The 23,360-nt window shown below is 44.6% G+C and carries 15 protein-coding genes; 13 read left to right on the top strand and 2 right to left on the bottom strand.

Annotation, left to right across the window (positions count from 1 at the left end; genetic code table 11):
* The first annotated feature begins 48 nt into the window (after positions 1-48).
* The 9 genes from H4W00_RS00595 to H4W00_RS00555 all read left to right on the top strand — a co-directional run bounded on the left by H4W00_RS00595 (position 49) and on the right by H4W00_RS00555 (position 14,132).
* The gene (locus tag H4W00_RS00595) at positions 49-831 is read left to right on the top strand and encodes an amino acid ABC transporter ATP-binding protein (protein ID WP_209958762.1); all 783 of its coding nucleotides are present in this window, start codon (positions 49-51) and stop codon (positions 829-831) included.
* Positions 832-1,232: 401 nt separating this feature from the next.
* A complete protein-coding gene (locus tag H4W00_RS00590) occupies positions 1,233-2,468 on the top strand; it encodes an FAD-dependent oxidoreductase (RefSeq protein WP_209955444.1) in 1,236 nt (411 codons plus the stop codon).
* 355 nt (positions 2,469-2,823) lie between these two features.
* On the top strand, positions 2,824-4,587 hold the full coding sequence (locus tag H4W00_RS00585; RefSeq protein WP_209955443.1) for an AMP-binding protein: 1,764 nt from the start codon (positions 2,824-2,826) through the stop codon (positions 4,585-4,587).
* 448 nt (positions 4,588-5,035) lie between these two features.
* Positions 5,036-6,793: an AMP-binding protein gene (locus tag H4W00_RS00580; protein ID WP_209955440.1), complete on the top strand. Its 1,758-nt coding sequence runs from the start codon at positions 5,036-5,038 to the stop codon at positions 6,791-6,793.
* 120 nt (positions 6,794-6,913) lie between these two features.
* Positions 6,914-8,524 carry a carboxyl transferase domain-containing protein gene (locus tag H4W00_RS00575; RefSeq protein WP_209955438.1) on the top strand — a complete coding sequence of 537 codons (1,611 nt, stop codon included), beginning with the start codon at positions 6,914-6,916 and terminating at the stop codon, positions 8,522-8,524.
* 204 nt (positions 8,525-8,728) lie between these two features.
* Complete coding sequence (locus H4W00_RS00570) at positions 8,729-9,535, top strand: enoyl-CoA hydratase/isomerase family protein (protein ID WP_209958760.1); 807 nt, start codon at positions 8,729-8,731, stop codon at positions 9,533-9,535.
* Between the two features lie 126 nt (positions 9,536-9,661).
* Positions 9,662-11,800: an acetyl/propionyl/methylcrotonyl-CoA carboxylase subunit alpha gene (locus H4W00_RS00565; protein ID WP_209955436.1), complete on the top strand. Its 2,139-nt coding sequence runs from the start codon at positions 9,662-9,664 to the stop codon at positions 11,798-11,800.
* Positions 11,801-11,949: 149 nt separating this feature from the next.
* Positions 11,950-12,864 carry a hydroxymethylglutaryl-CoA lyase gene (locus tag H4W00_RS00560; RefSeq protein WP_209955434.1) on the top strand — a complete coding sequence of 305 codons (915 nt, stop codon included), beginning with the start codon at positions 11,950-11,952 and terminating at the stop codon, positions 12,862-12,864.
* An 89-nt stretch (positions 12,865-12,953) separates the two neighbouring features.
* Positions 12,954-14,132: an isovaleryl-CoA dehydrogenase gene (locus H4W00_RS00555; protein ID WP_209955432.1), complete on the top strand. Its 1,179-nt coding sequence runs from the start codon at positions 12,954-12,956 to the stop codon at positions 14,130-14,132.
* 413 nt (positions 14,133-14,545) lie between these two features.
* Here H4W00_RS00555 and H4W00_RS00550 read toward each other — a convergent pair whose 3' ends face one another.
* Positions 14,546-15,271 (bottom strand): pantothenate kinase, encoded by a 726-nt coding sequence (locus H4W00_RS00550; RefSeq protein ID WP_209955430.1) that lies wholly within the window; start codon positions 15,269-15,271, stop codon positions 14,546-14,548.
* Positions 15,272-15,423: 152 nt separating this feature from the next.
* Entirely contained in the window at positions 15,424-16,440 is a 1,017-nt protein-coding gene (locus tag H4W00_RS00545; RefSeq protein ID WP_209955428.1) for a biotin--[acetyl-CoA-carboxylase] ligase, read from the bottom strand.
* A gap of 205 nt (positions 16,441-16,645) precedes the next feature.
* Here H4W00_RS00545 and H4W00_RS00540 point away from each other — a divergent pair, with 205 nt between their 5' ends.
* The 4 genes from H4W00_RS00540 to H4W00_RS00525 all read left to right on the top strand — a co-directional run bounded on the left by H4W00_RS00540 (position 16,646) and on the right by H4W00_RS00525 (position 23,304).
* Complete coding sequence (locus tag H4W00_RS00540) at positions 16,646-17,449, top strand: sulfite exporter TauE/SafE family protein (RefSeq protein ID WP_209958758.1); 804 nt, start codon at positions 16,646-16,648, stop codon at positions 17,447-17,449.
* 69 nt (positions 17,450-17,518) lie between these two features.
* On the top strand, positions 17,519-17,767 hold the full coding sequence (locus H4W00_RS00535) for a hypothetical protein (RefSeq protein WP_209955427.1): 249 nt from the start codon (positions 17,519-17,521) through the stop codon (positions 17,765-17,767).
* 264 nt (positions 17,768-18,031) lie between these two features.
* A complete protein-coding gene (locus H4W00_RS00530; protein ID WP_209955425.1) occupies positions 18,032-22,051 on the top strand; it encodes an AAA family ATPase in 4,020 nt (1,339 codons plus the stop codon).
* A 239-nt stretch (positions 22,052-22,290) separates the two neighbouring features.
* Positions 22,291-23,304, top strand: a complete 1,014-nt coding sequence (locus tag H4W00_RS00525; protein ID WP_209955423.1) for a cell division protein ZipA C-terminal FtsZ-binding domain-containing protein — start codon at positions 22,291-22,293, stop codon at positions 23,302-23,304.
* Positions 23,305-23,360 lie beyond the last annotated feature (56 nt).

Below are 23,360 nucleotides of genomic sequence, written 5' to 3'. Positions count from 1 at the left end.
CAACAAGATTAAGGTTAGGAGCCAGCAATGAGTAATGCTGATACGTACATGAATGATTTTGGCGGTCTAGTCACGAATAATGGTCATGCTAGTGATGAGATTGTCATCGAGATGAGTGATGTTAGCAAGTGGTATGGTGACTTTCAGGTGCTAAAAAATTGCACTTCGCATGTGTACAAGGGCGACGTGGTGGTAGTGTGTGGACCATCGGGCAGTGGTAAATCAACCCTTATTAAAACTGTCAACGGCTTGGAGAATTTTCAAAAAGGTCAGATAATGGTTAATGGCATTTCTGTCGGAGCGCCAAAGACTAATCTACCCAAACTACGTAGCCGAGTCGGTATGGTGTTTCAGCATTTTGAGCTGTTTCCGCATTTAACCATCATTGATAATCTGACGGTAGCACAAATTAAGGTATTAGGTCGCAGCGAAAGCGAAGCCAAAAAAAAGGCTATGGCCTATCTAGATCGAGTAGGGCTGACCGTACAAGCAGCAAAATATCCAGCTGAGCTATCTGGTGGGCAGCAGCAACGGGTAGCGATTGCTCGTGCCTTAGCGATGGACCCAGTGGCAATGTTATTTGATGAACCAACCTCGGCATTAGATCCTGAAATGATTCAAGAAGTACTAGATGTCATGGTGGAGCTAACACGCGATGGCATGACCATGATGTGTGTGACTCATGAAATGGGCTTTGCCAGCCAGGTCGCCAATCGTATTGTATTTATGGATGAAGGGCATATCGTCGAAAACTGTAGTAAAGATCAGTTCTTTGAAGGAGCGAAAAGTGAGCGCGCGCAAATGTTCTTATCTAAGATTTTGAATCATTAAGCCATTGTTTATATAAGTTAATCGTTACTAAAAGCGCCTACTAGGCGCTTTTTTTTATATTGTTGAGCATGAACAAAACTGTCCTCTTCATCATAATCTAATAGACAACACTCATTTTTGTTGTTTGCCAGCTCGCACGGACGTTCTTTTATCTCAATAATAACGGATCTATAATACGCCCGAGCCGAATTGATTTTTATAAATAAGGTTAATAAGCTTAGCATGGCTCTTTAGCGCATACTGTTGACGTGAGTCATCCTTAGTTTGCTGTTACAATAGCTGAGGCTATTTTTCATATACAAGCCGCAAGACAAAACCTATCTATTATCCATTTATCATAAATAGCATCGCAGGCAGTGGCATAATAACAACAGCTGAGCGGCGCAACCTTTGGAGCCATCATGAGTGTAGAAAATATGTCCACGTCGCCTATGTCATCACCTCAGAAAGATATTGTGATCATCGGTGCAGGTTTAGCGGGCTGGCATGTCATTGATGCGATTCGTAGCAAAGATAAAGATATTCCCATCACCTTAATCACTACCGATAATGGTGATCGTTATCATAAACCTATGCTGACCATGGCTATCAGCCAGAATAAACGCGCTGCTGACCTAGTGCGTGCAACTGGTATTGAGGCCGCGAAAGCCGCGAATATAACATTACTCACCCATACTCAGGTTATTGATATTGATTCTGACAGCCAGCAATTACATCTTGCGGCAACGGGAGCAGCGGATACCCATACTACTAATCCAACATCTATCCATTATGAAAAATTAGTACTGGCAGTGGGTGCTCATCCTATCTTTCCAAAAAGTCTACCTGAAGATTTGGTCTGGCATGTCAACCATATTGAGCGCTTTGGACAGTTGCAAGAAAAACTGGCCACAGGCAGTCAACGGGTGGCTATTGTTGGTGCCGGTATGGTGGGTACTGAAATTGCAGAAGATTTGCTAAAAGCCGGTCATAAAGTCACTCTAATTGATTTGAATAACGCGCCACTATCGCAAATGCTACCACCGCAAGCGACTGCCCGCATTACAACAGCGATTGAATCACAAGGTATTCAGTTTTTGGGTGGCTGTCAGGTATCAGGCATCACTCGTGATAGCGATGGTCAGTTACATATCAGTTATGGGCCTTTAGATACAGGGTCAGAAGATCTCAGTATTCAACAATTCACCCCGCTGGTAGTCGATCATGTGATTGCTAGTACCGGGCTATTGGTCGATGATAAATTACCTACCGCTGCTGGTATTGAGTTCGATCGTCGTACTGGTATCGTGGTTGATGCGCTCACATTGCGTACTCATGCGGCAAATATTTATGCCATTGGCGATTGCATGTCTATTAATGGCGTGGCGTGTCGTTATGTGGCACCGCTACGGGCGCAGGCAGCAACGATTGCTGATGATATTTTAGGGCATGAGCATGGTGGTTATGATCATAAGCCACCAATGATACGTTTGAAAAATAAAGCTATTTCGGTGATGGTGACTGGCGTACCGAAGGCTACTGGCAATTGGCAAGTAAAAAGCGACAGTGCTGACGAGTTAGTCATGGAACTGCTCGACGATCATGAGGCAGTAAGCGCTACGGTAACCATAAAAGCACCTATCATAGCTAAGGCGTAGCCACTGTTAGATTAATTAATATCTAGCAAGTTACTTAAAATTTAGCAAGTTACTTAAAATTTAAAGCCAGCGTCGCATTATAAGACATGCCGCTGGCTTTTTTTATTTTTACAGTATGAATGAAGAGCTATTCATTTTATTAAGTGATACAGGTTGTATCAATAAAATTGACAGTCTTTCATCGAAGGCATTATAGTACATAGGGTTATAGCAAACATATTTAAGGAAGAATATGGCAGGTTAATAATCTATAACCATTAGCATATTAAGCGCTCACACGGCAATATCTGCTATGAATACGTCTACATGGCAATACAAGCAAGTAAACCAATAAAGCAAAACGAAAGGACTCGTTATGACTCAACCCTCTTATTTTGACACTATTCTTAGTACTATTCCTCACGTTAATATGGGTGCACGTTCTGCCAATGCGCCACTCAGCCAAAGCTATGACAAAGGCCCTGATGTGCCGCTTATTGAAGCGACTATCGGCGACTTTTTTGATGCTATCGTAGATAAATATCCTGAGCGCGCAGCACTGGTGTCACGGCATCAAAATATCCGCTGGACTTATCAAGAGCTGCAACAACAGGTTAATCAGTTGGCCAGTGTTATTATCGAGATGGGACTTGAGATTGGCGATCGCATTGGTATTTGGTCGCACAACAATGCTGAATGGCTTGTGCTGCAGTTGGCAACTGCAAAAGTTGGGGTCATTTTAGTCAACCTTAATCCTGCTTATCGCACTTTTGAGCTGCAGTATGCGTTGAATAAATTAGGCTGCTCAGCACTGGTGTTAATGCGTCATTTTAAAACCAGCGATTACGCACAAATGATCGGTGAGTTGTGCCCTGAGATTTATCATAAGAGCTATCAGCAGCTCGACTTAGTCGAAATGCCTACTGTCGAACGCATCATTTGGATTGATCAGCCTGGTAGTGATGAAGACTTTAATTTTATGCAAAAATTTTCGGCGTGGATAGCAGAGGGCGATGCTAATGATCCGCGCATTGCCGAGCGGCAAGCACAGCTGAAAAATACGGATGCTATTAGTGTGCAGTTTACCAGCGGTACCACGGGTACGCCAAAGGGCGCGACCTTAAGTCATCGTAATATTCTAAACAATGGCTACTTCCTCGGCGAGTCGATGAACTTAACTGAGAAAGACAGACTATGTATCCCTTTGCCGCTTTATCACTGCTTCGGAATGGTTGGTGGTAATTTAGCCATCTTGACCCACGGTGGCTGCGCGGTCTATCCCAATGATGGCTTTGATCCCTTGACCGTATTACAAACGGTAGAAGAGGAAAGGTGTACTGGCTTACTTGGCGTACCGACCATGTTTATCGCTGAGCTTGATCATCCAGAGTTTGAGAGTTTTGATTTGTCCAGTTTGCGAACGGGCATTATGGGCGGTTCTAGTTGTCCGATTGAGGTGATGCGCCGGGTCATCGATAAAATGCATATGAGCGGAGTCACCATTGCTTATGGCATGACGGAAACCAGTCCGGCCTCTTGTCAGACTAATGAGCATACCCCACTTGAAAAAAGAGTGTCCACGGTAGGGTTGGTTTTGCCAGCGATTGAAGTCAAAATTATCGATACCGAAACCGGTGATACTGTAGCGATTGGAGGGACTGGCGAGCTATTGACCCGCGGCTATTCAGTGATGAAAGGTTATTGGGGCAGTCGTTTTAAGACCCATGAAGCCATTCAAGACGGCTGGATGCATACCGGCGATTTGGCCACTATGGATGCAGACGGTTATATCAACGTGGTTGGCCGTAGTAAAGATATGATTATCCGTGGTGGCGAAAACATTTATCCGGTCGAGATCGAAAACTATTTATACCGTCATCCTAAAATCCGCGACGTACAAGTGGTTGGCATACCCGATGAGCGTTATGGTGAGGTATTAGCCGCCTGGATAATTGCCAAAAAGCCGGATAGTTTAACTGAAGACGAGGTACGGCAGTTCTGTCTTGAGCATATTGCCCATTATAAAGTACCGACCTACTATCGTTTTGTCAGCGAATACCCAATGACTATCACTGGCAAAATTCAAAAATTCAAAATCATAGAGCTAATGAAAGCAGAATTGGGATTAGAGTCGATCTAACTTAAAAACGATACAACGATACAACGTTACAACGATACAACATTACTGGGCTGCTGGGATGAATTTTTTGCAGCCTCTGTCACGCGTGCGAACAGCAAGCAAGAAAAATTTATACCAGTAGCACGTTGATTTGAACGACTCTCTTTTATTCTTAACTGACTATAGAGTAGCTTGGTTGGGTAACAATTTACTCATTAATTAAATACTGTTTTTATCAAGTGCTAAAAAAGCCAGCTGTCCATTACACCACTAATTATGAGCTTTTAATTATTTATAATACCTTTCCTAAGGTTTGTTTAAGTGATACATATTGTATCGATATCATTGACAGCCTTTCATTGAAGGCGTTATAGTAGTTGGCAAGATATAAAACAGATTCAAGGAACAATAGAACCTGTTAGCAGGCTATAGTAAAGTAAAATAATAAAGTACAACGAAAGGACTCGTTATGACTAATCCCTCCTATTTTGATACCATTCTTAATAATGTCCCTAGCATAAATATGGGCGCGCGCTCTGCCAATGCTCCTCTCACCCAAAGCTACGATAAAGGCCCTGATGTGCCACTCATTGAGGCCACTATCGGTGACTTTTTTGATGCTATCGTAGATAAATACCCTGAGCGTGAAGCGTTGGTGTCACGCCATCAAAATATTCGTTGGACGTATCGTGAGCTACAACAGCATGTTAATCAGTTGGCCAGTAGCATGATTGAGATGGGACTTGAGATTGGTGATCGCATCGGTATTTGGTCGCACAATAATGCCGAATGGTTACTCATGCAGCTAGCGACCGCAAAAGTCGGGGTGATCTTAGTTAATATTAATCCAGCCTATCGTACCTTTGAATTGCAGTACGCTCTTAACAAGTTAGGGTGCTCGGCGCTGGTATTAATGCGTCATTTTAAAACCAGCGACTACGCTCAGATGATCCGCGAGTTATGCCCTGAGATTTATCATAAGAGCTATCAACAGCTGGACTTGATCGAGATACCGACCATTGAACGTATCGTTTGGATTGATGAGCCTGATAGCGATGAAGATTTTAGCTACATGCAGAAATTCTCGTTATGGATGGCTGAGGGCGATGCCAATGATCCGCGGGTAGCTGAACGACAAGCTCAGCTCAAAAACACCGATGCTATTAATGTACAGTTTACCAGCGGCACCACTGGCACCCCAAAGGGCGCAACCCTAACCCACCGTAACATTCTAAATAACGGTTATTTTATCGGTGAGGCCATGAACCTAACCGAAGAGGACAGATTGTGTATTCCTGTACCGTTATATCACTGCTTTGGTATGGTGCTCGGTAACTTAGCAGTCTTAACTCACGGCGGTTGTATTCTTTATCCCAACGATGGCTTCGATGCGTTGACGGTATTACAAACGGTTGAAGAAGAGAAATGTACCGCTTTGCATGGCGTGCCGACCATGTTTATCGCTATGCTCGACCATCCTGAGTTTGACACCTTTGATTTGTCCACTTTGCGTACCGGTATTATGGCCGGCTCTAGCTGTCCGATTGAAGTAATGCGCCGGGTCATTGATAAGATGCATATGAGCGAAGTCACTATTGCTTATGGCATGACTGAGACCAGTCCGGTGTCTTGCCAAACAAATGAGCACACGCCGCTTGATAAGCAGGTTTCTACCGTCGGACTGGTACAGCCCGCACTTGAAGTAAAGGTTATCGATAGCGAAACGGGTGATATTGTGCCGATAGGGGAAACCGGTGAGTTATTAACGCGCGGCTATTCGGTAATGCAAGGTTATTGGGGCAGTCGCTTTAAATCGCGTGAGGCTATTCAAGATGGTTGGATGCATACCGGTGATTTGGCCACTATCGATGAAGACGGTTATGTCAAAATCGTTGGTCGTAGTAAGGATATGGTCATTCGTGGTGGGGAGAATATCTATCCGGTAGAAATTGAAAATTATCTCTACCGCCATCCTAATATCCGTGACGTACAAGTGGTTGGTATACCCGATGAGCGTTATGGTGAGGTGTTGGCAGCATGGATTATTCCCAAGCAGGAAGGTAGCTTGACCGAAGAAGAGGTGCGGCTATTCTGTAGTGAGCATATCGCCCATTATAAAGTACCCACCTACTATCGCTTCGTTACTGAATATCCAATGACCATTACTGGTAAAATCCAGAAGTTTAAAATCGTTGAGCATATGAAAGAAGAGCTGGGCTTAAAATAGCGAAGCAGCTAAGCAAAGCATTTAAAAAGTAGTATTTAAAAACAGTAGCTAAGCGCAGACTAAGAAAAATAAGTCATAAATAAAAGACCAGCATAAAAGCCAATTATAGAAAGGGATATCATGAGCGCCATCATAACCAGTAAATTGAGTCCAAACGCCGCTGAATTTCAGCAAAATAGCGCCGCTATGCAAGTGATAGTAGATGATCTATATGAGCATTTACACAAAATTGCACAAGGTGGCTCAGAGCGCTCGCGTGCTAGGCATTTGGCACGTGGCAAACTGCTACCACGTGAGCGTGTTGAACGCCTGCTCGATGTTGGGACCCCCTTCTTAGAGATAGCCCCGATGGCGGCATACGATATGTATGATGAAGATATCCCAGCTGCTGGTGTGATTGCTGGTATCGGTCGTGTTAATGGCACTGAATGTTTGATTATCTGTAATGACGCTACTGTAAAAGGCGGCACTTATTTTCCAATGACTGTTAAAAAGCATCTGCGGGCGCAAGAAATCGCACAAGAGAACAATCTGCCTTGTATCTATCTAGTGGATTCAGGGGGCGCAAATTTGCCCAATCAAGACGAAGTGTTTCCTGATAAAGAGCACTTTGGCCGTATTTTCTTCAATCAAGCCAATCTTAGTGCGGCGGGTGTTCCACAAATTGCGGTAGTGATGGGCAGCTGTACCGCTGGCGGCGCTTATGTCCCAGCGATGAGCGATGAGTCTATTATTGTCAAAGATCAAGGGACTATCTTCCTAGGTGGCCCGCCGTTGGTAAAAGCGGCTACTGGTGAAGAAGTGACCGCCGAAGACTTAGGCGGCAGTGATGTGCATACGCGTCTATCAGGAGTGGTGGATCATCTGGCGCAAAACGATACCCATGCGTTGTCGCTGGCACGTAATATTGTCAGTCATTTTAACCGACCAGCCAAGCACATTCCCAATCAAATTACCCCGCGGCCGCCGCGTTATGATGCCAAAGAGCTGTACGGCATTATTCCCAATGATACCCGCCAGCCGTTCGATATTAGAGAGATCATCGCGCGGATTGTCGATGACAGTGCGTTTGATGAATTTAAGGCGCGCTTTGGTACTACCTTAGTCTGCGGTTTTGCCCATATTGAAGGCATGCCAGTCGGTATTATTGCCAATAACGGTATTTTATTTAGTGAGTCGGCGCAAAAAGGTACGCACTTTATTGAGCTGTGCTGTAAGCGCAAAATTCCATTAGTATTTTTGCAAAATATTACCGGATTTATGGTCGGACGTAAGTACGAAAACGAAGGTATTGCTCGTCATGGTGCCAAGATGGTGATGGCCGTTGCCAATGCTAAAGTACCTAAATTTACCGTTATCGTCGGTGGCTCATTTGGTGCGGGTAATTATGGTATGTGTGGCCGTGCGTATAGTCCGCGCTTCTTATGGATGTGGCCGAACGCGCGCATATCAGTCATGGGCGGCGAGCAAGCGGCATCGGTACTTGCGACTGTCAAGCGTGATAATTTTGATCGTAAAGGTGAAGCCTGGAGTAAGGATGATGAAGAAGCCTTTAAAACGCCTATTCGCGAGATGTATGAAGAGCAGGGCCATCCGTATTATGCGACTGCCCGCTTATGGGATGACGGCGTGATTGACCCTGCTGATACCCGCAAGGTGTTGGCACTAGGACTTAGCGCGGCTCATAACGCTCCGATTGAAGAGACCACATTCGGTGTTTTTAGAATGTAAGACAACTAAGCAAGTTACTCATGATTATGTTGGGTTTAATTTAAAATAGATACAGTGTGATTGGCAGAAATTTTTGCAGCCTCTGTCTGGCTTGCGCACAGCAAGCAAGAAAATTTTTGCCAGTCACACGCTCATATCAATATTTAGTATTGACTGGTTTGAAAAGTACTATAAAAATATAAAGAGAAAATTATGCAAAATGATATGGTAAAAAATACTAATAATTATAAAAGCCTACTGGTCACTATTGAGCAACACGTCGCCACCGTCACTTTAAACTGTCCTGAAAAGCGTAATGCTTTCAACGATGAGATGATAAGTGAGCTGACCGTAGCGTTTGAACAGTTAGGGGCAAATGATAACGTGCGCGTCATTGTTCTAGCGGCAGCTGGCAAGGCCTTTTGTGCTGGTGCGGATCTCAACTGGATGCGCGCCATGGCGGATTACAGCTATGAGGAAAATTTAGCGGATGCTGATAAGTTAGCGCAAATGCTTAAGACCATTTATGAGTGCCCAAAGCCGACTATTGCTGCTATTCAAGGGGATGTTTATGCGGGTGGCATGGGCTTAGTAGCCGCCTGTGATGTCGCATTTGCCGTTAAGATTGCTAATTTTTGTTTAAGTGAAGTTCGGTTAGGTCTTGCACCAGCAACTATCAGCCCTTATGTCATTCGCGCAATGGGTGCCCGAGCAGCGCAGCGTTATTTCTTAAGTGCGGAAGTTTTTGATGCCAAAAAAGCGCGCCAGCTCGGCTTTATTCATGAGCGCGTTAGCGAAGAGTCACTTAATGATGTGGTAGCAACTTTCTGTGCCAAAGTCGTCAAAAACAGCCCTGATGCGATGGAAACCTGCAAGACTCTACTTCATGATGTGGCCGGACAACCCATAACCGAGAAGCTTATAAAGCATACGGTCAAAGGTATTGCTGATATTCGTGCCTCAGAACAGGGGAAGGAAGGCGTGCAAGCCTTTTTACAAAAACGTCGCCCCGCATGGCAGACAGAAGACTAGCTATTAAAGACCAATTGGTGATAGCAGCAAAAGTAATACTAAACGGACAGCATCAAACAGTCAGGTCAGGATTCCAACCATAACTGATGCTACGATAAAAATATAAGGCAAAAGACAAGGATAGCTATGTTTTCTAAAATTTTGATTGCCAACCGTGGCGAGATTGCCTGCCGAGTGGCAGCGACTGCAAAGCGTATGGGTGTTAATACCGTCGCTGTCTATTCCGATGCTGACCGTCATGCCAAGCATGTGGCTGTCTGTGATGAAGCCGTCTATTTGGGTGGTTCTGCCCCAAAAGACAGTTACCTTAAAGGTGATGCTATTATTGCGATCGCTAAAGAAACCGGCGCGCAAGCCATTCATCCTGGTTATGGATTCCTGAGTGAAAATGCTGAATTTGCTCAAGCTTGTCATGATGCCGGCTTAGTATTTATCGGTCCATCGGCTGCTGCTATCCGTGCCATGGGCGGTAAGTCTGAATCTAAACGCTTGATGGAAACAGCTGGCGTACCACTAATTCCTGGCTATCATGGCGACAATCAAGATGGCGAATTCTTAAGGGCGCAAGCTGATGAAATCGGCTATCCAGTATTAATCAAAGCCAGTGCTGGTGGCGGTGGTAAAGGCATGCGTATTGTCGAGCAAAGCGCTGACTTTATCGGCCTATTAGAGTCTTGCCGCCGTGAAGCGATAACCAGCTTCGGTAATGATCAAGTATTGGTCGAAAAGTATGCCCTCAAACCGCGTCATATCGAAATCCAAGTATTTGGCGATAGCCACGGAAATTATGTGCATTTATTTGAGCGAGATTGCTCGGTACAGCGCCGTCATCAAAAAGTTCTTGAAGAGGCGCCAGCGCCTGGTGTCGATATCAGCATGCGCGAGGAAATGGGCGCAGCGGCTATCGAGGCTGCGCGGGCAGTGAGTTATGTTGGCGCAGGAACCGTCGAGTTTATCGTTGAGCAGCGTGAGACTTCCATGAATTTTTACTTCATGGAGATGAATACGCGTTTGCAAGTCGAGCATCCGGTTACCGAAGCAATTACTGGTTTAGATTTGGTTGAATGGCAGCTATTGGTTGCTGCTGGTGAGTCATTACCGAAAACCCAAGATCAGCTGGTTATTAATGGTCATGCTATTGAAGCACGAATCTGTGCTGAAAACCCTGACAATGATTTCCTGCCAGCGACGGGGACGTTGTTTACTTATCAAAAGCCTGAACACAGTACCTTTAACATTGCTGATATACGTCTTGATGACGGTGTCCGCGAAGGCGATGTCATTAGCCCCTTTTATGATTCGATGATTGCCAAACTAATTGTTCATGCACCAACTCGTGAGCAAGCGTTAGCCAAACTTGATCGCGCACTGGCACAAACGCGCATCGTTGGACTGCCGAACAACGTAGCATTCTTACGTTATATTATTAATACCGATTCATTTAGCAATGCCAATCTAGATACGGCATTGATTGAGCGGGAGCGGGCTGACCTTTTTGACCAACAGCCTCTTGAGCTATCAACACTCATTAGCACTGCCATTGTTCAGCAGCTTGCCACTGAGTCGGCCGATACGGATGCCAATTCTTTTGACCCTTTTGGCCAGACCTCAGGGTTTCGCGCTTATACCGATTATACGCGGCAGTTTAGTTTGGTTTATGATGAGCAGCCTTATTTAGCTCATATTAGTGATTGGTACAATGGTGCTACATGCTCAGATAGTGGTCTTGACAAGTCTAACGATAAAGCCAGTCGCTTTGATATGGTCATTGAGCATGATACGACTAATAATGATGGTAAAGATACAGACCAAGTTAACGACAAAAATAATACTGCCAGTCCAACCCATAATTTATATAAGGGCCATGTCAGCTACACAAGCAGCGATGCACACAACCATGTTTTATGGTTAGACGGTACACGTATTAGCGCCCAAAGTTGGCTACATAATGAAACTGTATATGTCTTTACTGATGCTGGGCGTGATCAGATTACTTTAATTGATATTATGGCTCATGTTGGTGAGGATAATGCGGCGGTTGGTAGTCTAAAATCGCCTATGCCAGGACAAGTTATTGCCTTTAAGGTAGCCGTAGGTGATACCGTCAAGCAAGGCGAGCCGTTAGCTGTGATTGAAGCCATGAAAATTGAGCATACTATCATCGCGCCTACGGATGGTGTAGTCGCAGAGCTGCTATTTAAAGCCGGCGATTTGGTTGCCGATGGTGATGAGTTATTGCGAATTGATGCTACCGAAGAAGGATAATGATAGCGACAGTTAAAGAGCATGGCGGTTTTTAGAAATAACTGTTTGCGAAATTAGCTCTTTAAAAATTTCAGCCTAGTAGCTTTTAGCCCATTAACCACACTAACAGTCAGATCAGTAAAAACAGATTAATAAAAAGGATGGCAATCATGAAACACTCGTATCCCGACCAGGTACTGATCGTTGACGTCAGTCCGCGTGATGGCTTGCAAAATGAGTCCAAAACCGTACCAACTGCCATCAAGCAAGCACTGATTGAAGACCTGATTGCCGCTGGGATTAAAAAGCTTGAAGCGACTAGCTTTGTCTCGCCTAAATGGGTACCGCAAATGGGTGATAACAGTGCACTGTTGGAAGCGCTTGAGCCCACACGTCATGATGACGTTTGTTATTCCGTATTAGTGCCCAATATGCGTGGCTTTGAAAATGCTATCGTGCATCGTCCTGATGAAATTGTCATATTTGGCTCAGCCAGTGAAACCTTTAGTCAAAAGAATATTAACTGTAGCATCGATGACAGTATTGCACGCTTTGCCCCAGTCGCTGCTGCTGCTAAAGCCCAAGGTATCAAGGTTCGCGGAGTTATTTCGTGTACGGTCGGCTGTCCTTATGAAGGTGATATTGACCCCAGTCAAGTAGCGTATGTGACCAAGCGTCTGGTCGAGATTGGTGCCGAGCAAATTGGCATTGCCGATACTATAGGTGTTGGTACACCCCTCAAAGTTCAGCGTGCTTTACAAGCAGCGCTTGAATATGTTGATATAGCAGCGATATCGGGGCACTTTCATGACACTTATGGTCAGGCATTGAGTAATACCTTAGCGGCATTGCAGATGGGTGTGCGCGAGTTTGATACATCCGTTGCTGGGCTTGGTGGTTGTCCATATGCCAAAGGGGCAACCGGTAATGTGGCGACTGAAGATGTGGTTTATATGCTGCACGGTATGGGTATCCGTACCGGTATTGATCTGGAAAAGTTGGTCAGTGCTGGCGAGCGTATCAGTGCATTTTTAGAGCGTCCCAATGGCTCCAACGTTGCGCGTGCATTGATTAACCAGCGTTAGTCTTGAGCTATTAATCAATAAAAGTACCCTACGCGCTAATAACCTTTAAAAATATTAATAGATTAGAACCTAAAATATAAGGAATAATTATGAGTTTACCCGGATTAGACTTTCAGCTTGGCGAAGATATTGATGCCCTACGCGATATGGTGCAAAAATTTGCGGCGAATGAAATTGCCCCGCGTGCCGCTGAGATTGATTCCAGCGATGAATTCCCAATGGATCTATGGCAAAAAATGGGTGATTTAGGCCTTCATGGTATCACCGTTCCTGAAGAGTATGGCGGGGTTGATATGGGCTACGTCGCGCATATGGTGGTGATGGAAGAGATTAGCCGCGCTTCTGCGTCGGTGGCACTCAGTTATGGCGCCCATTCAAACCTTTGCATCAATCAGCTCAAACGTAATGGCAGTGAAGAGCAGAAGCAAAAATATCTACCTAAACTGCTGAGTGGTGAATTTATTGGTGCGCTTGCCATGAGTGAAACCGGTGCTGGTTCTGATGTCACCAGTATGAAGCTCAAAGCCGAAGAAAAAGACGGTAGCTATATTTTGAACGGTAGCAAAATGTGGATTACCAACGGCCCTGATGCGGATGTGATGGTGGTTTATGCCAAAACCAATCCTGAGCTCGGTGCTAAAGGGATTACTGCCTTTATCATTGAGAAGGGTATGGCAGGCTTTGGTACTGCACAAAAGCTCGATAAATTAGGCATGCGTGGCAGCCATACTGGCGAGATGACCTTTAGCAATGTCGAAGTGCCTAGTGAAAATATCCTTGGCGGCTTAAATAATGGCGTCAAAGTATTGATGAGTGGGCTGGATTACGAGCGCGCGGTATTGGCTGCTGGTCCTATTGGTATCATGCAATCGGTGATGGACAATGTGATTCCTTATATCCACGATCGTCAGCAATTCGGTCAAGCCATTGGTGAATTTCAGCTGATTCAAGGTAAAGTCGCTGATATGTACACCGTGCTACAAGCTGGTCGCAGCTTCTTATATACGGTCGGTAAAAACCTCGACGCGCTAGAAGCCGGTCATAGTCGTCAAGTACGTAAAGACTGCGCCAGTGTTATCTTATGGTGTGCTGAAAAAGCCACATGGATGGCAGGTGAAGGCATTCAAATATTTGGCGGTAATGGCTATACCAATGAGTATCCACTGGGTCGTTTATGGCGCGATGCCAAGCTATATGAGATTGGAGCGGGTACCAGTGAAATCCGCCGTATGCTGATCGGCCGTGAGTTGTTTAACGAGACTAAATAGTCTGACTAATAAACAGCTTGGCTCATAACTAGGCTCATAAGTTAGCCAGCAACTGGCATGACTGAGCAGGCGAATAGACGGACAGACAGCGTGAGGTTGTTTTTGAAAGTTTAATAATTTGAAGTGCTAAAGCTTTTAAAATGATGCCATAACTCAGAATCTATAGTTAAAATACCTTAAAAACGCTACGGTACTGTTGGTATAAGCTTTTTGCAGCCTCTGTCTGCGTAGGCACAGCAAGCAAGAAAAACTTATGCCAGCAGTATGTTATGTTATGTATCGATGTTACTTTTCATTGACTATAGAGCCCACAAAACAGCTCGCACTGTCCGTTAACCCATAAAAAAGCAGTAAGTCTGAGACTTACTGCTTTTTTATGGATTGTTTTTTATCAATAGTTTTTCGCAGGCTAATTACTGTTTGCTATAGTCGAAATATCGCGCTATGCCGTTGAGCAGTAAATCTTCACGAATACGCACTGGACGATTAACATGTTGGGCAATCATATTAGCATCGCCACCGGTCATGATCAGCTCAAAGTTTGGATGACGATTGGTAATCTCATTTACCGCGCCGACGATAGACAACAGGATACCTCGGTGTACCGCCTCATGAGTGTTGGTGCCTTGAGTGATGCGATCAAAGGTACCGTTAGAGATGGTGATTTGTTTAGTACCTGAGAACAACGACTCACGCTGCAGATAGATATTAGGAAAAATATAGCCGCCCAAATGCTCGGCGTGATCAATCAGATCAATAGTCACAGCCGTTCCGCAGCCAATCACACATTGACGCTTTTTCTTATCCACGGCACCCAGCATTTGTAGCCAGCGATCACAGCCTAATTGGTTGGCATCGTAATCACTACGCATGAGTGGATGTTCGGCATCAACATGGACAAACTCGAAAGGAATACCCAGTCGACTCAAGGTTTTTGACACTCGTTCATTAAGCTCGTCACCCAGTACTGACGAGATACCGATAAAGTCAGGAGCATAGCGCTCAAAGCGATCCGTCAAACCCATGAGTAGTTCTGCAGGCGCTTGCAAATGTTGCTTAGCGTCATGCGAGACAATCTGCCCGATATCATCGGTGAGCCAGTATTTAAGACGGGTATTTCCCAAGTCGAGCCAGAGCATAAATATCCTTATATCGAATGAATCAATTATAAAGCAGTTGCGGTGTCAGACGTGCTTAATGCACTTGCTGTGATAAGTGACGTACCCTCTTCACTTACCTGTCTGGTACTTATTTTATATTTGATTCACTATTAGTGCCCAGTGTAGGTGCTTTAAACCTCATTAATAACATCAATACGACCAGTAAAAAGCGCGGAAAGCTTACCGTTATCTTGCCGTAATTGCAAACATCCGTGTGTATCAATACCGCAGGCATACCCAGTAGTAATATGAAGTTGGTCGTTATGATTTTGGCTCACCTGTAGCCGTAACCCTGTCAGTGCGTCCATTGCGGCAAACTGAGTCATAAATTCATCCGCATATTGAGTGTGGGCGGTTAGTTTTTCAGCAGCCAATTGCTCAAAGCAAGTAATCGCTGTTATTAAGGCGTGACTGATTTGCCGATATAAGTCTTGTAGGCTTGGCAAGGTTGCGTTCATTGTCTCTGATCTAGATAGATCGCTATTATTAGAGGAGGGGTTTAGCGTTTCATAAATGTCTTGTAGACTAATCGCTTGATAGCTCATACCTTCGCTGGTTTGGGTGGTCAAGGCTGGGGTTGCTCGTACATTTAGGCCAACCCCCATTACTACGCCAATTAATTTACCTGATTGCCACACTGGCTCAATCAAAATGCCCGCCAGTTTATTAAAATAACTGATTGGTGGCGTAAGATTATGAGCGTCATCAGACTCACGCACTTTATTGGGGTTGATTGATGTATCAGAGTGTTGAGCAGGTTCTTTAGTAGAGTGGTTAGGCGTTTGATAAAACCCTAAATCATTGGCCCATTTTACCCCAATAGTAGCCAATCCTTGCGCTCGTAATTGGTCATTCAGCGTTTGAATCACTGGCATTTTAGCCAATTCAGCCCCGATAACTAAGGATAATAAACCACTGATCGGCATTTGCACTGGATGATACAACGACAGATAGACATTACCCTGCGGTGACTGCCAAGAACGGCCGCGCTGTCCACGCCCTGCGGTTTGGGTGTCGGCAGTTAATAGTTGCGACTCATCTGCACTGAGAGTTCCTGCTTGTACAGCGTCAATCAGCTCGCTATTAGTCGATGGACTACTGACAACATGGCGATGGTTGAGGGTCGTTAAGAGGGTGGTTAGTGGCATAATTTTAGTCGATGTGGTTAATGTAGTGTGGGTAATTTTTGATATACTGAGGCGATTGTGGAGAATAGAAGACAGAAAGTCGACATCATGGATAAAAAAACAAGACCGTCATCTTATTATCATATAAAAGTAAGCACAATAAAAGCCAAGCTCAATAGCAGACGGACACAATAAAAATTAAGTATATTAAAAGGTAAAACGGATGATGTTATATGTATGGTTTGTAATTGCTGGCGCGTTCGCAGGAGTCTGTGCCGGCTTGTTCGGTGTTGGTGGTGGCATGATTATCGTGCCAGCCTTGGTATGGATTTTCACCGCCTATCACTTCCCACCTGAGGTGGTTACTCATTTAGCGATTGGTACTTCTTTGGCGACTATTGTTGTCACCTCAATCAGCTCAATGACTGCGCACAATAAGCGTGGCGGCGTGCGTTGGGATATCTGGCGTAAAATGGGAGTGGGTTTGGTGATCGGTAGTTTAATAGGGGCCGGTGTTGCTGAGTCGATTGATGGCCAAGCACTGAAAGCCATTATTGGTGGCGGGGCATTATTAGTAGCCATAAAAATGTTGTTCTTCTCTAATAAGGAACAGCTTGGCAAATCGCTGCCTTCTACTGGCGTACAATTTGGTGCCGGCACGGGTATTGGTTTGGCCTCGTCTATTTTCGGTATTGGCGGTGGTAGTTTGACGGTACCCTTTTTAAACTGGGCAGGGCTGACGATGAAGCAGTCGGTGGGTACCGCTGCTGCTTGTGGTTTACCTATTGCAATTGCTGGTGCGCTAGGCTTTGCCTGGTTTGGTCAAAATGTCAAAAACTTACCAGAGGGCACTATTGGCTTTGTGCATATTTCTGGATTTTTATGCATTTCGGTGATTAGCTTTATTATGGCAAAAGTCGGTGCGAAGCTTGCGTACAAATTGCCAGCTTTGATGCTCAAACGTGCCTTTGGGGTATTGTTGTTATTTGCTGGCGGGCAGTTGTTATTGAGCGGTATTGGGGTGTTGTAGCTTGGCCTGCTATAGATTTGAATCTGAGTAACAATGTGCTATTAAGTAATTTGTACAAGGATAAAAAGTATGCATAGAAATGATAGAAAATTTGTTATAGCATTAATTCTAACGACTTTTACTGCAATTGCTCTCTATTTCTTTTTAGGCCTTATCGCCCAAAGCTATGCGAAAAATATAGCGGCATCTATTTCAGGCGAAATATCAAAATCTCCGTTTATAGTTATCGACTTATTAAAGGGCGGTGTTTGGCTGCTTTATGCCGCTGCCATACTTGTGCTCATATCAAAATGGTGGTCTAAGCGAATAAAAACTTAATGGAAATTTTCTTATAAAGTGAAAATTTTATCACGGCTTTGATTGCGTCGGGTTTCATTTTATATTTTTATAACTTGGACCACAATGATACTAATATTGCTCATTTACAACCAATCAAAACGAGATGCGATGCTAGGGAAAATGAGTTATATAGCAAGATTAAAAGTTATATATCAGATTATACTCAAATCTTACAAACTCCAAAAATCTCCCAAAATTTCAGGTAGAATAGCCGCCTGTTTTTGCTAAGCTTATTGATACTTCATGCGTTTAAAATCTCTAAAATTAGCAGGCTTTAAGTCCTTTGCTAACGCTACTACCTTTACCTTTCCCCGCGGTATTACTGCTATTGTCGGGCCCAACGGCTGTGGCAAATCAAATGTGATTGATGCTATCCGTTGGGTATTGGGTGAAACCTCTGCCAAGCAATTGCGTGGCGGGGCGATGAGTGATGTAATTTTTGCTGGTACGCAAGATAAAGCAGCAAAAAGTGTCGCCAGTGTCGAGCTGACTTTTGAGCATACCCAAGACGAGCAAATGGGTATTCGCCATGAGTTCAATCTCTATCAAGAGCTGTCTGTCCGCCGTCAGGTCAATTTGGAGGGGCGCTCAGATTACTTTATTAACGGCACGCGTTGTCGTCGCCGTGATGTGATTGATGTATTTTTGGGAACTGGCCTCGGCTCGCGCAGCTATGCAGTTATTGAGCAGGGCATGATAGGGCGTATTGTGGACTCCAACCCAATGCAGCTACGTGAATTTATTGAAGAGGCGGCAGGAGTATCTCGCTATCAAGCACGCCGTGATGAAACTCAAAAAAAGTTAGAAAAAACTAAAGACAATCTGGCGCGCCTATATGATGTGCAGAGTGAGCTGGAACGCCAACAAAAGACGCTATCTAAGCAAGCTGCCAGTGCCCAGCGCTATGATGAGCTGGCCGAAACTCTGGCTGATATCAAGCAGCAACTGGCTATTCAGCAATTATATCAAGCCAAACAGTCGCAGCAGCAGTATAAAGCTGAGCATGAGCGTAGCGTTAATACAGTGGCTAGGCTACAAGCCAATTATGATCAGCTCAAAACCCAGCAAGATAAACTCACTGCGCGTATTAACCAAGAGCAGTGGCTAAAAGACGATGCCCAAAGCGCACACTATCAGCAGCAATTAAGCTATCAACACGCTGAGCACCAATTAAATGATGGGCAAGCACAGCTTGACCAAATTAAGCAGCAACTTGCTGATTTAGCACAGCAACGAGAGCAAGCAATAGCTGAGATTAATGATCTAGAAATAGCACAAGCGCAGCAACAGACTGCGCTAGAAAAACTACGGCCACAGCTAGTCGAACTAACGGCTAAGCGCGACACAGATAAATGCGATGAGCAACCACTACAGCGTACTTGGTATGAGTCACAAAATAAGCTAACGCATCTGCAAGATAGTGAGCGTCTGCTTGAGCAGCAGCAAGCACTCAATACCCAATCACAACACCGTTTGCAACTTAGTCAAGATAAATGGGCTCGCCGCCAACAGAATTGGCAAGACTTATGGGTACAGAGCCAACAGGCTACTCAATCTCAATCGTCCGAAACTACCGCGTTTAATAGCGATAATGCAGCGCCAGGAAGTCAGACCACAAAGGCACAGATTGTTGATTTAGACAGTCAGCTACAGCAACTTAACCGGCAGCAAGACAGTGTTGAGGAACGACTGTCTGAGTTACAACCGCAAGAGCGTATGTTGCAGCAACGTTTGGCTGAGCAACAGCGTGCCCTTACGGAATACGAAAAACGCCATGCGCTATTAGCCGGCGAGTACGATGCCATTCACCAAATACTACATCCTAAACCTACTAACAATTCTCAGCAGCAAACCGCTAATGCAAACAGTGACCTAGATAGTGACTTAAACAGTGACTTAAACAGTGACTTAAACAGTGATTCAGACAGTAAGTTAAAGGGCAGCTTTAAAAGCAACGCGGAGGATAAAGTAGTCAGCGACTACCAACCGCTACCTATCACCACCCTACGTGAGCAGATTGAGCTTAGCGCTCAAGGTCAGCAGTACGCGCATCTGCTAGACAACTTATTAGCGCTATGGCTCGATAGTCATGTGCTCCTACTAAGCCAACATAACGTTAATGATAATGCTCAACGAACAGCTAGTCTGTCGTCACAATTTAAGCGCTATTTGCCGGAGTTGCTGGCGTATCAAAATGGTCAAAAGCAACAGAATACATCTGAAAATGGTCATAGTCTATGGTTGCCCGTAGCTCATACTGCCAATCAAAATGATAGCCGGAAAAATGATTTTATCGACACTTTACCAGGCCAGCTTAAAGATAACGTTTTTCCTTTATCGCAACTGATTGCGCAGCCTACATTGGCATTATGGCAGCGGTGTTACTTATATATTGCTCAACATGATAATAATACTGATTTTGAGAAAAATGCACAGCTGACTCTCATCTTGCAAGCGTTACCCTCATCAGCGCTATTATTAACCACTGATGGTTGGTTAATCAGCAGCAGTGGCACGATAAATCTCAGCAAATTTGTTGGTGCCCAGGATGAGCAGGCTGATAGCCAGAGCAACAGTCAATTTCTAACCCAGCGTCTGAATCAACGCCAGCGCTTAGAAAATTTAGCAACCTTGCTCGATGAGAGTGAGGCGCAGATAATAACGCAGCAAAAGACTATCAATCAAAACCAACGTGAGTATGATACGTTGGTCATCAGTCTTGAAGAAACTCGCGCTCAAGCTGACAATCTGATACGCAATCAATATCAATGCCAGCAGCAATTAACCACTCAGCAAGCTGCTCGTGACCGTCAACAGGCTGATGCACAACGCTTAAATATTGATAAAACAGCACTTGCAGAAGAGCTGCAAGAGTTAGAGCATGAGCAAAAGTCTTTAGACCGCGAACAGTTGAGTATAGAACAAGATAGAAATATGCTCACGCCTAAACTAGCAGAGGCGCGCGTGACCTGCCAGCAACTGCAAGCTGATCGCAACCAATTAAACCGAGTCCGTCAAATCGATACTGAGGCGTGGCAGGCATTACAGTTAAGCCTCCAGCAAAGTGATATCCGCCTTGAGCATAGCGTCAGCAGTCTAGCGCGTGCGACTGATGTACAGGATAAGGCGATACAAAATCAGCAGACCTTGATAGCACGATTTGAGAGTTATCAACAACAGCTGCCAGCCTTGCAAGCCACATTACAAACGGCACAGACAGCACGGGATCAACAGCAAGCATTACTAACCGAGCGTGAAACTATATTAACCGCACTTAAGCATGAATATAGTGAGCAACAGGCAGCGCTAGATACGTTGCAAACTGAGGTACAAGTCAAACAAAGCAAGCTGGTAAGTGACGCAACCGAATTAGCCTTGAGTGAAGCACGGTTAAATGACGCTAGTAACCGCGCTCACGAGAGCTTAGCGGAATACTATCAACTTAGTAATAAGTCTAATAATAGTGGACAAACGCTGCAAACTATCAGTGTCTCAAGCTTATTAACTGACTTTATTACTCATGAGCGCCGCGTACGTCCGGATAAAATCGCTGATCTACATAATAAGCAAAGCCAGCTTGAGCAGCAGCTAAAAAAAATTGGCGCAGTTAATTTAGCTGCGGTGGCTGAGCTGTCTGAAGTCAACCAACGCTTAGCGCCGCTGGTACAGCAAACTGAAGATATTGCCGCCAGCATGAACACCTTGACGAATGCGATCGCCTCTATTGATGAGACGACTAAGGTGCTATTTATGCAAACGCTTGAGGCGGTCAATATAGATCTCGCTGATTTATTTGCCAAAGTATTTGGTGGGGGTCATGCTAGCTTAACGCTCAATCTGGATGACATGCCGGCTAACAGCTCTTCTGATAAACATCAGTCAGAACCATGCTCAGAGCAATGGCGCGCCGGACTCACCTTAATGGCACAACCAAAAGGCAAGCGTAACAGTCGGCTAGCGGTGTTGTCGGGCGGCGAGAAAACTTTAACTGCCCTCAGCTTGATTTTTGCTATTTTTAAGCAGCACCCAGCACCATTTTGCGTCCTTGATGAAGTGGATGCACCACTTGATGATGCTAATGTTGCACGTTTTACCAGTCTTATTCATGAGTTGGCAAACGACTTACAGTTTATATTTATCAGTCATAATAAGCTGGCTATGCAGATTGCCGACGAACTCAAGGGCATCACCATGCCCAGTCCAGGGATTTCAACCTTGGTCAGTGTTTCCTTAGAAGAGGCAGCGCACTATATTGAGAGTTAGGATATTGAGAGTTAATGTTTAGCGCTTGATAGTAATAGCTCACATTAAAAATTAACATTGAGCAATTATTGAATGCTGGCATTACCATTTAGAGTTGATAGCTGATAGTAAGTATCAAATAATGATATTGGGCGGACTATAAACCATCACAATATGGTGACGACTTCGGTCAGCCATGCTAGACTATTGCCGTTCATACCATCTTTTGTTTTTGTTATATATATTAGGATGTATTTCTCATGACCGCTATTCAGTTTATATTAATTGCCATTGCTGCGTTTATCGTGCTTGCAGGGTTGTTTATGGTCATTCGTAGCTTCAAGCGGCGCAAAAATGCTGAAGTGGCGGCGGTCAATTATGATAAGAATGGTATTCCCATTATTCCACGTCATGAGCGTAATATCGTCGATCAGCCAGATCTTGATGACACCGTTGCTGGCGAGACCACTATTGGCCCTAATCGTGATTATTTAAATGCGGTGATTGAAGACGAGCCATTGACTCATGCGCACACCAATGTCGATGCGCAATTGACAGCAGATCGCGGTGATGCCAGCCATGATATTGATAGCGATGAGGACTATAAACGCTGGCAAGATGAGCAGCAGATTGAAGATAATGCTGAGTTTGTGCATGTCGCTGACCAATTGCAAATGAAGGGTTACCAAGAGCCTGACGCCTTTTCTAGCCTAATGTCTGCCACTGACAATCTCATGCCATCGATCGATACTGTAGAAGAGCCGCGCTTTACCGACAACAGTCCGATACTCGACCACCACCTGCTAGAGCCAGTGGATCAAGCACAAAATGGTCCACTCATTAATGCCAAAGACAATATTAATATTACTATTTTGCCGCATCAGTACCGTGATCGCCCGTTAACGGTTATCCGTGGTCGTGACCTATTAGCGTTAATTGATAAATATGGCTTGCGCTTTGGGGCGATGAATATGTTTCATCGTTACGAGAAGAAAGACGGTACTGGTATGCTATGGTTTAGTATGATGGGTATCACGGATAGTGGCATCGCACCCTTTGATCCACACAGTGTGGCGACTAATAATTATAGCGGTATCGTGGTGTTTTTATCATTACCTCATCCGCAAGCATTGCTCAGTTTCGATAGTATGATGAGCATCGCCTATATGATGGCCAGTGACTTAAATGCGATGATGCTAGACGAAAGTAATGAACCGATCACTCCCGAATATAAGCAGCAGCTGCGTAATCAAGTTCGTGACTACGAAGGTTAGAGTGGTGCTCATTAGCAGCTAAATAGCCTAACAACCATAAACCAAATTTAAGTAAA

The sequence above is a fragment of the Psychrobacter sp. PL19 genome, assembly GCF_017875835.1.
Classification (GTDB): Bacteria; Pseudomonadota; Gammaproteobacteria; order Pseudomonadales; family Moraxellaceae; genus Psychrobacter.
Note: the sequence above shows the minus strand (reverse complement) of the source record. Positions and strands in the feature narration are given on the sequence as shown.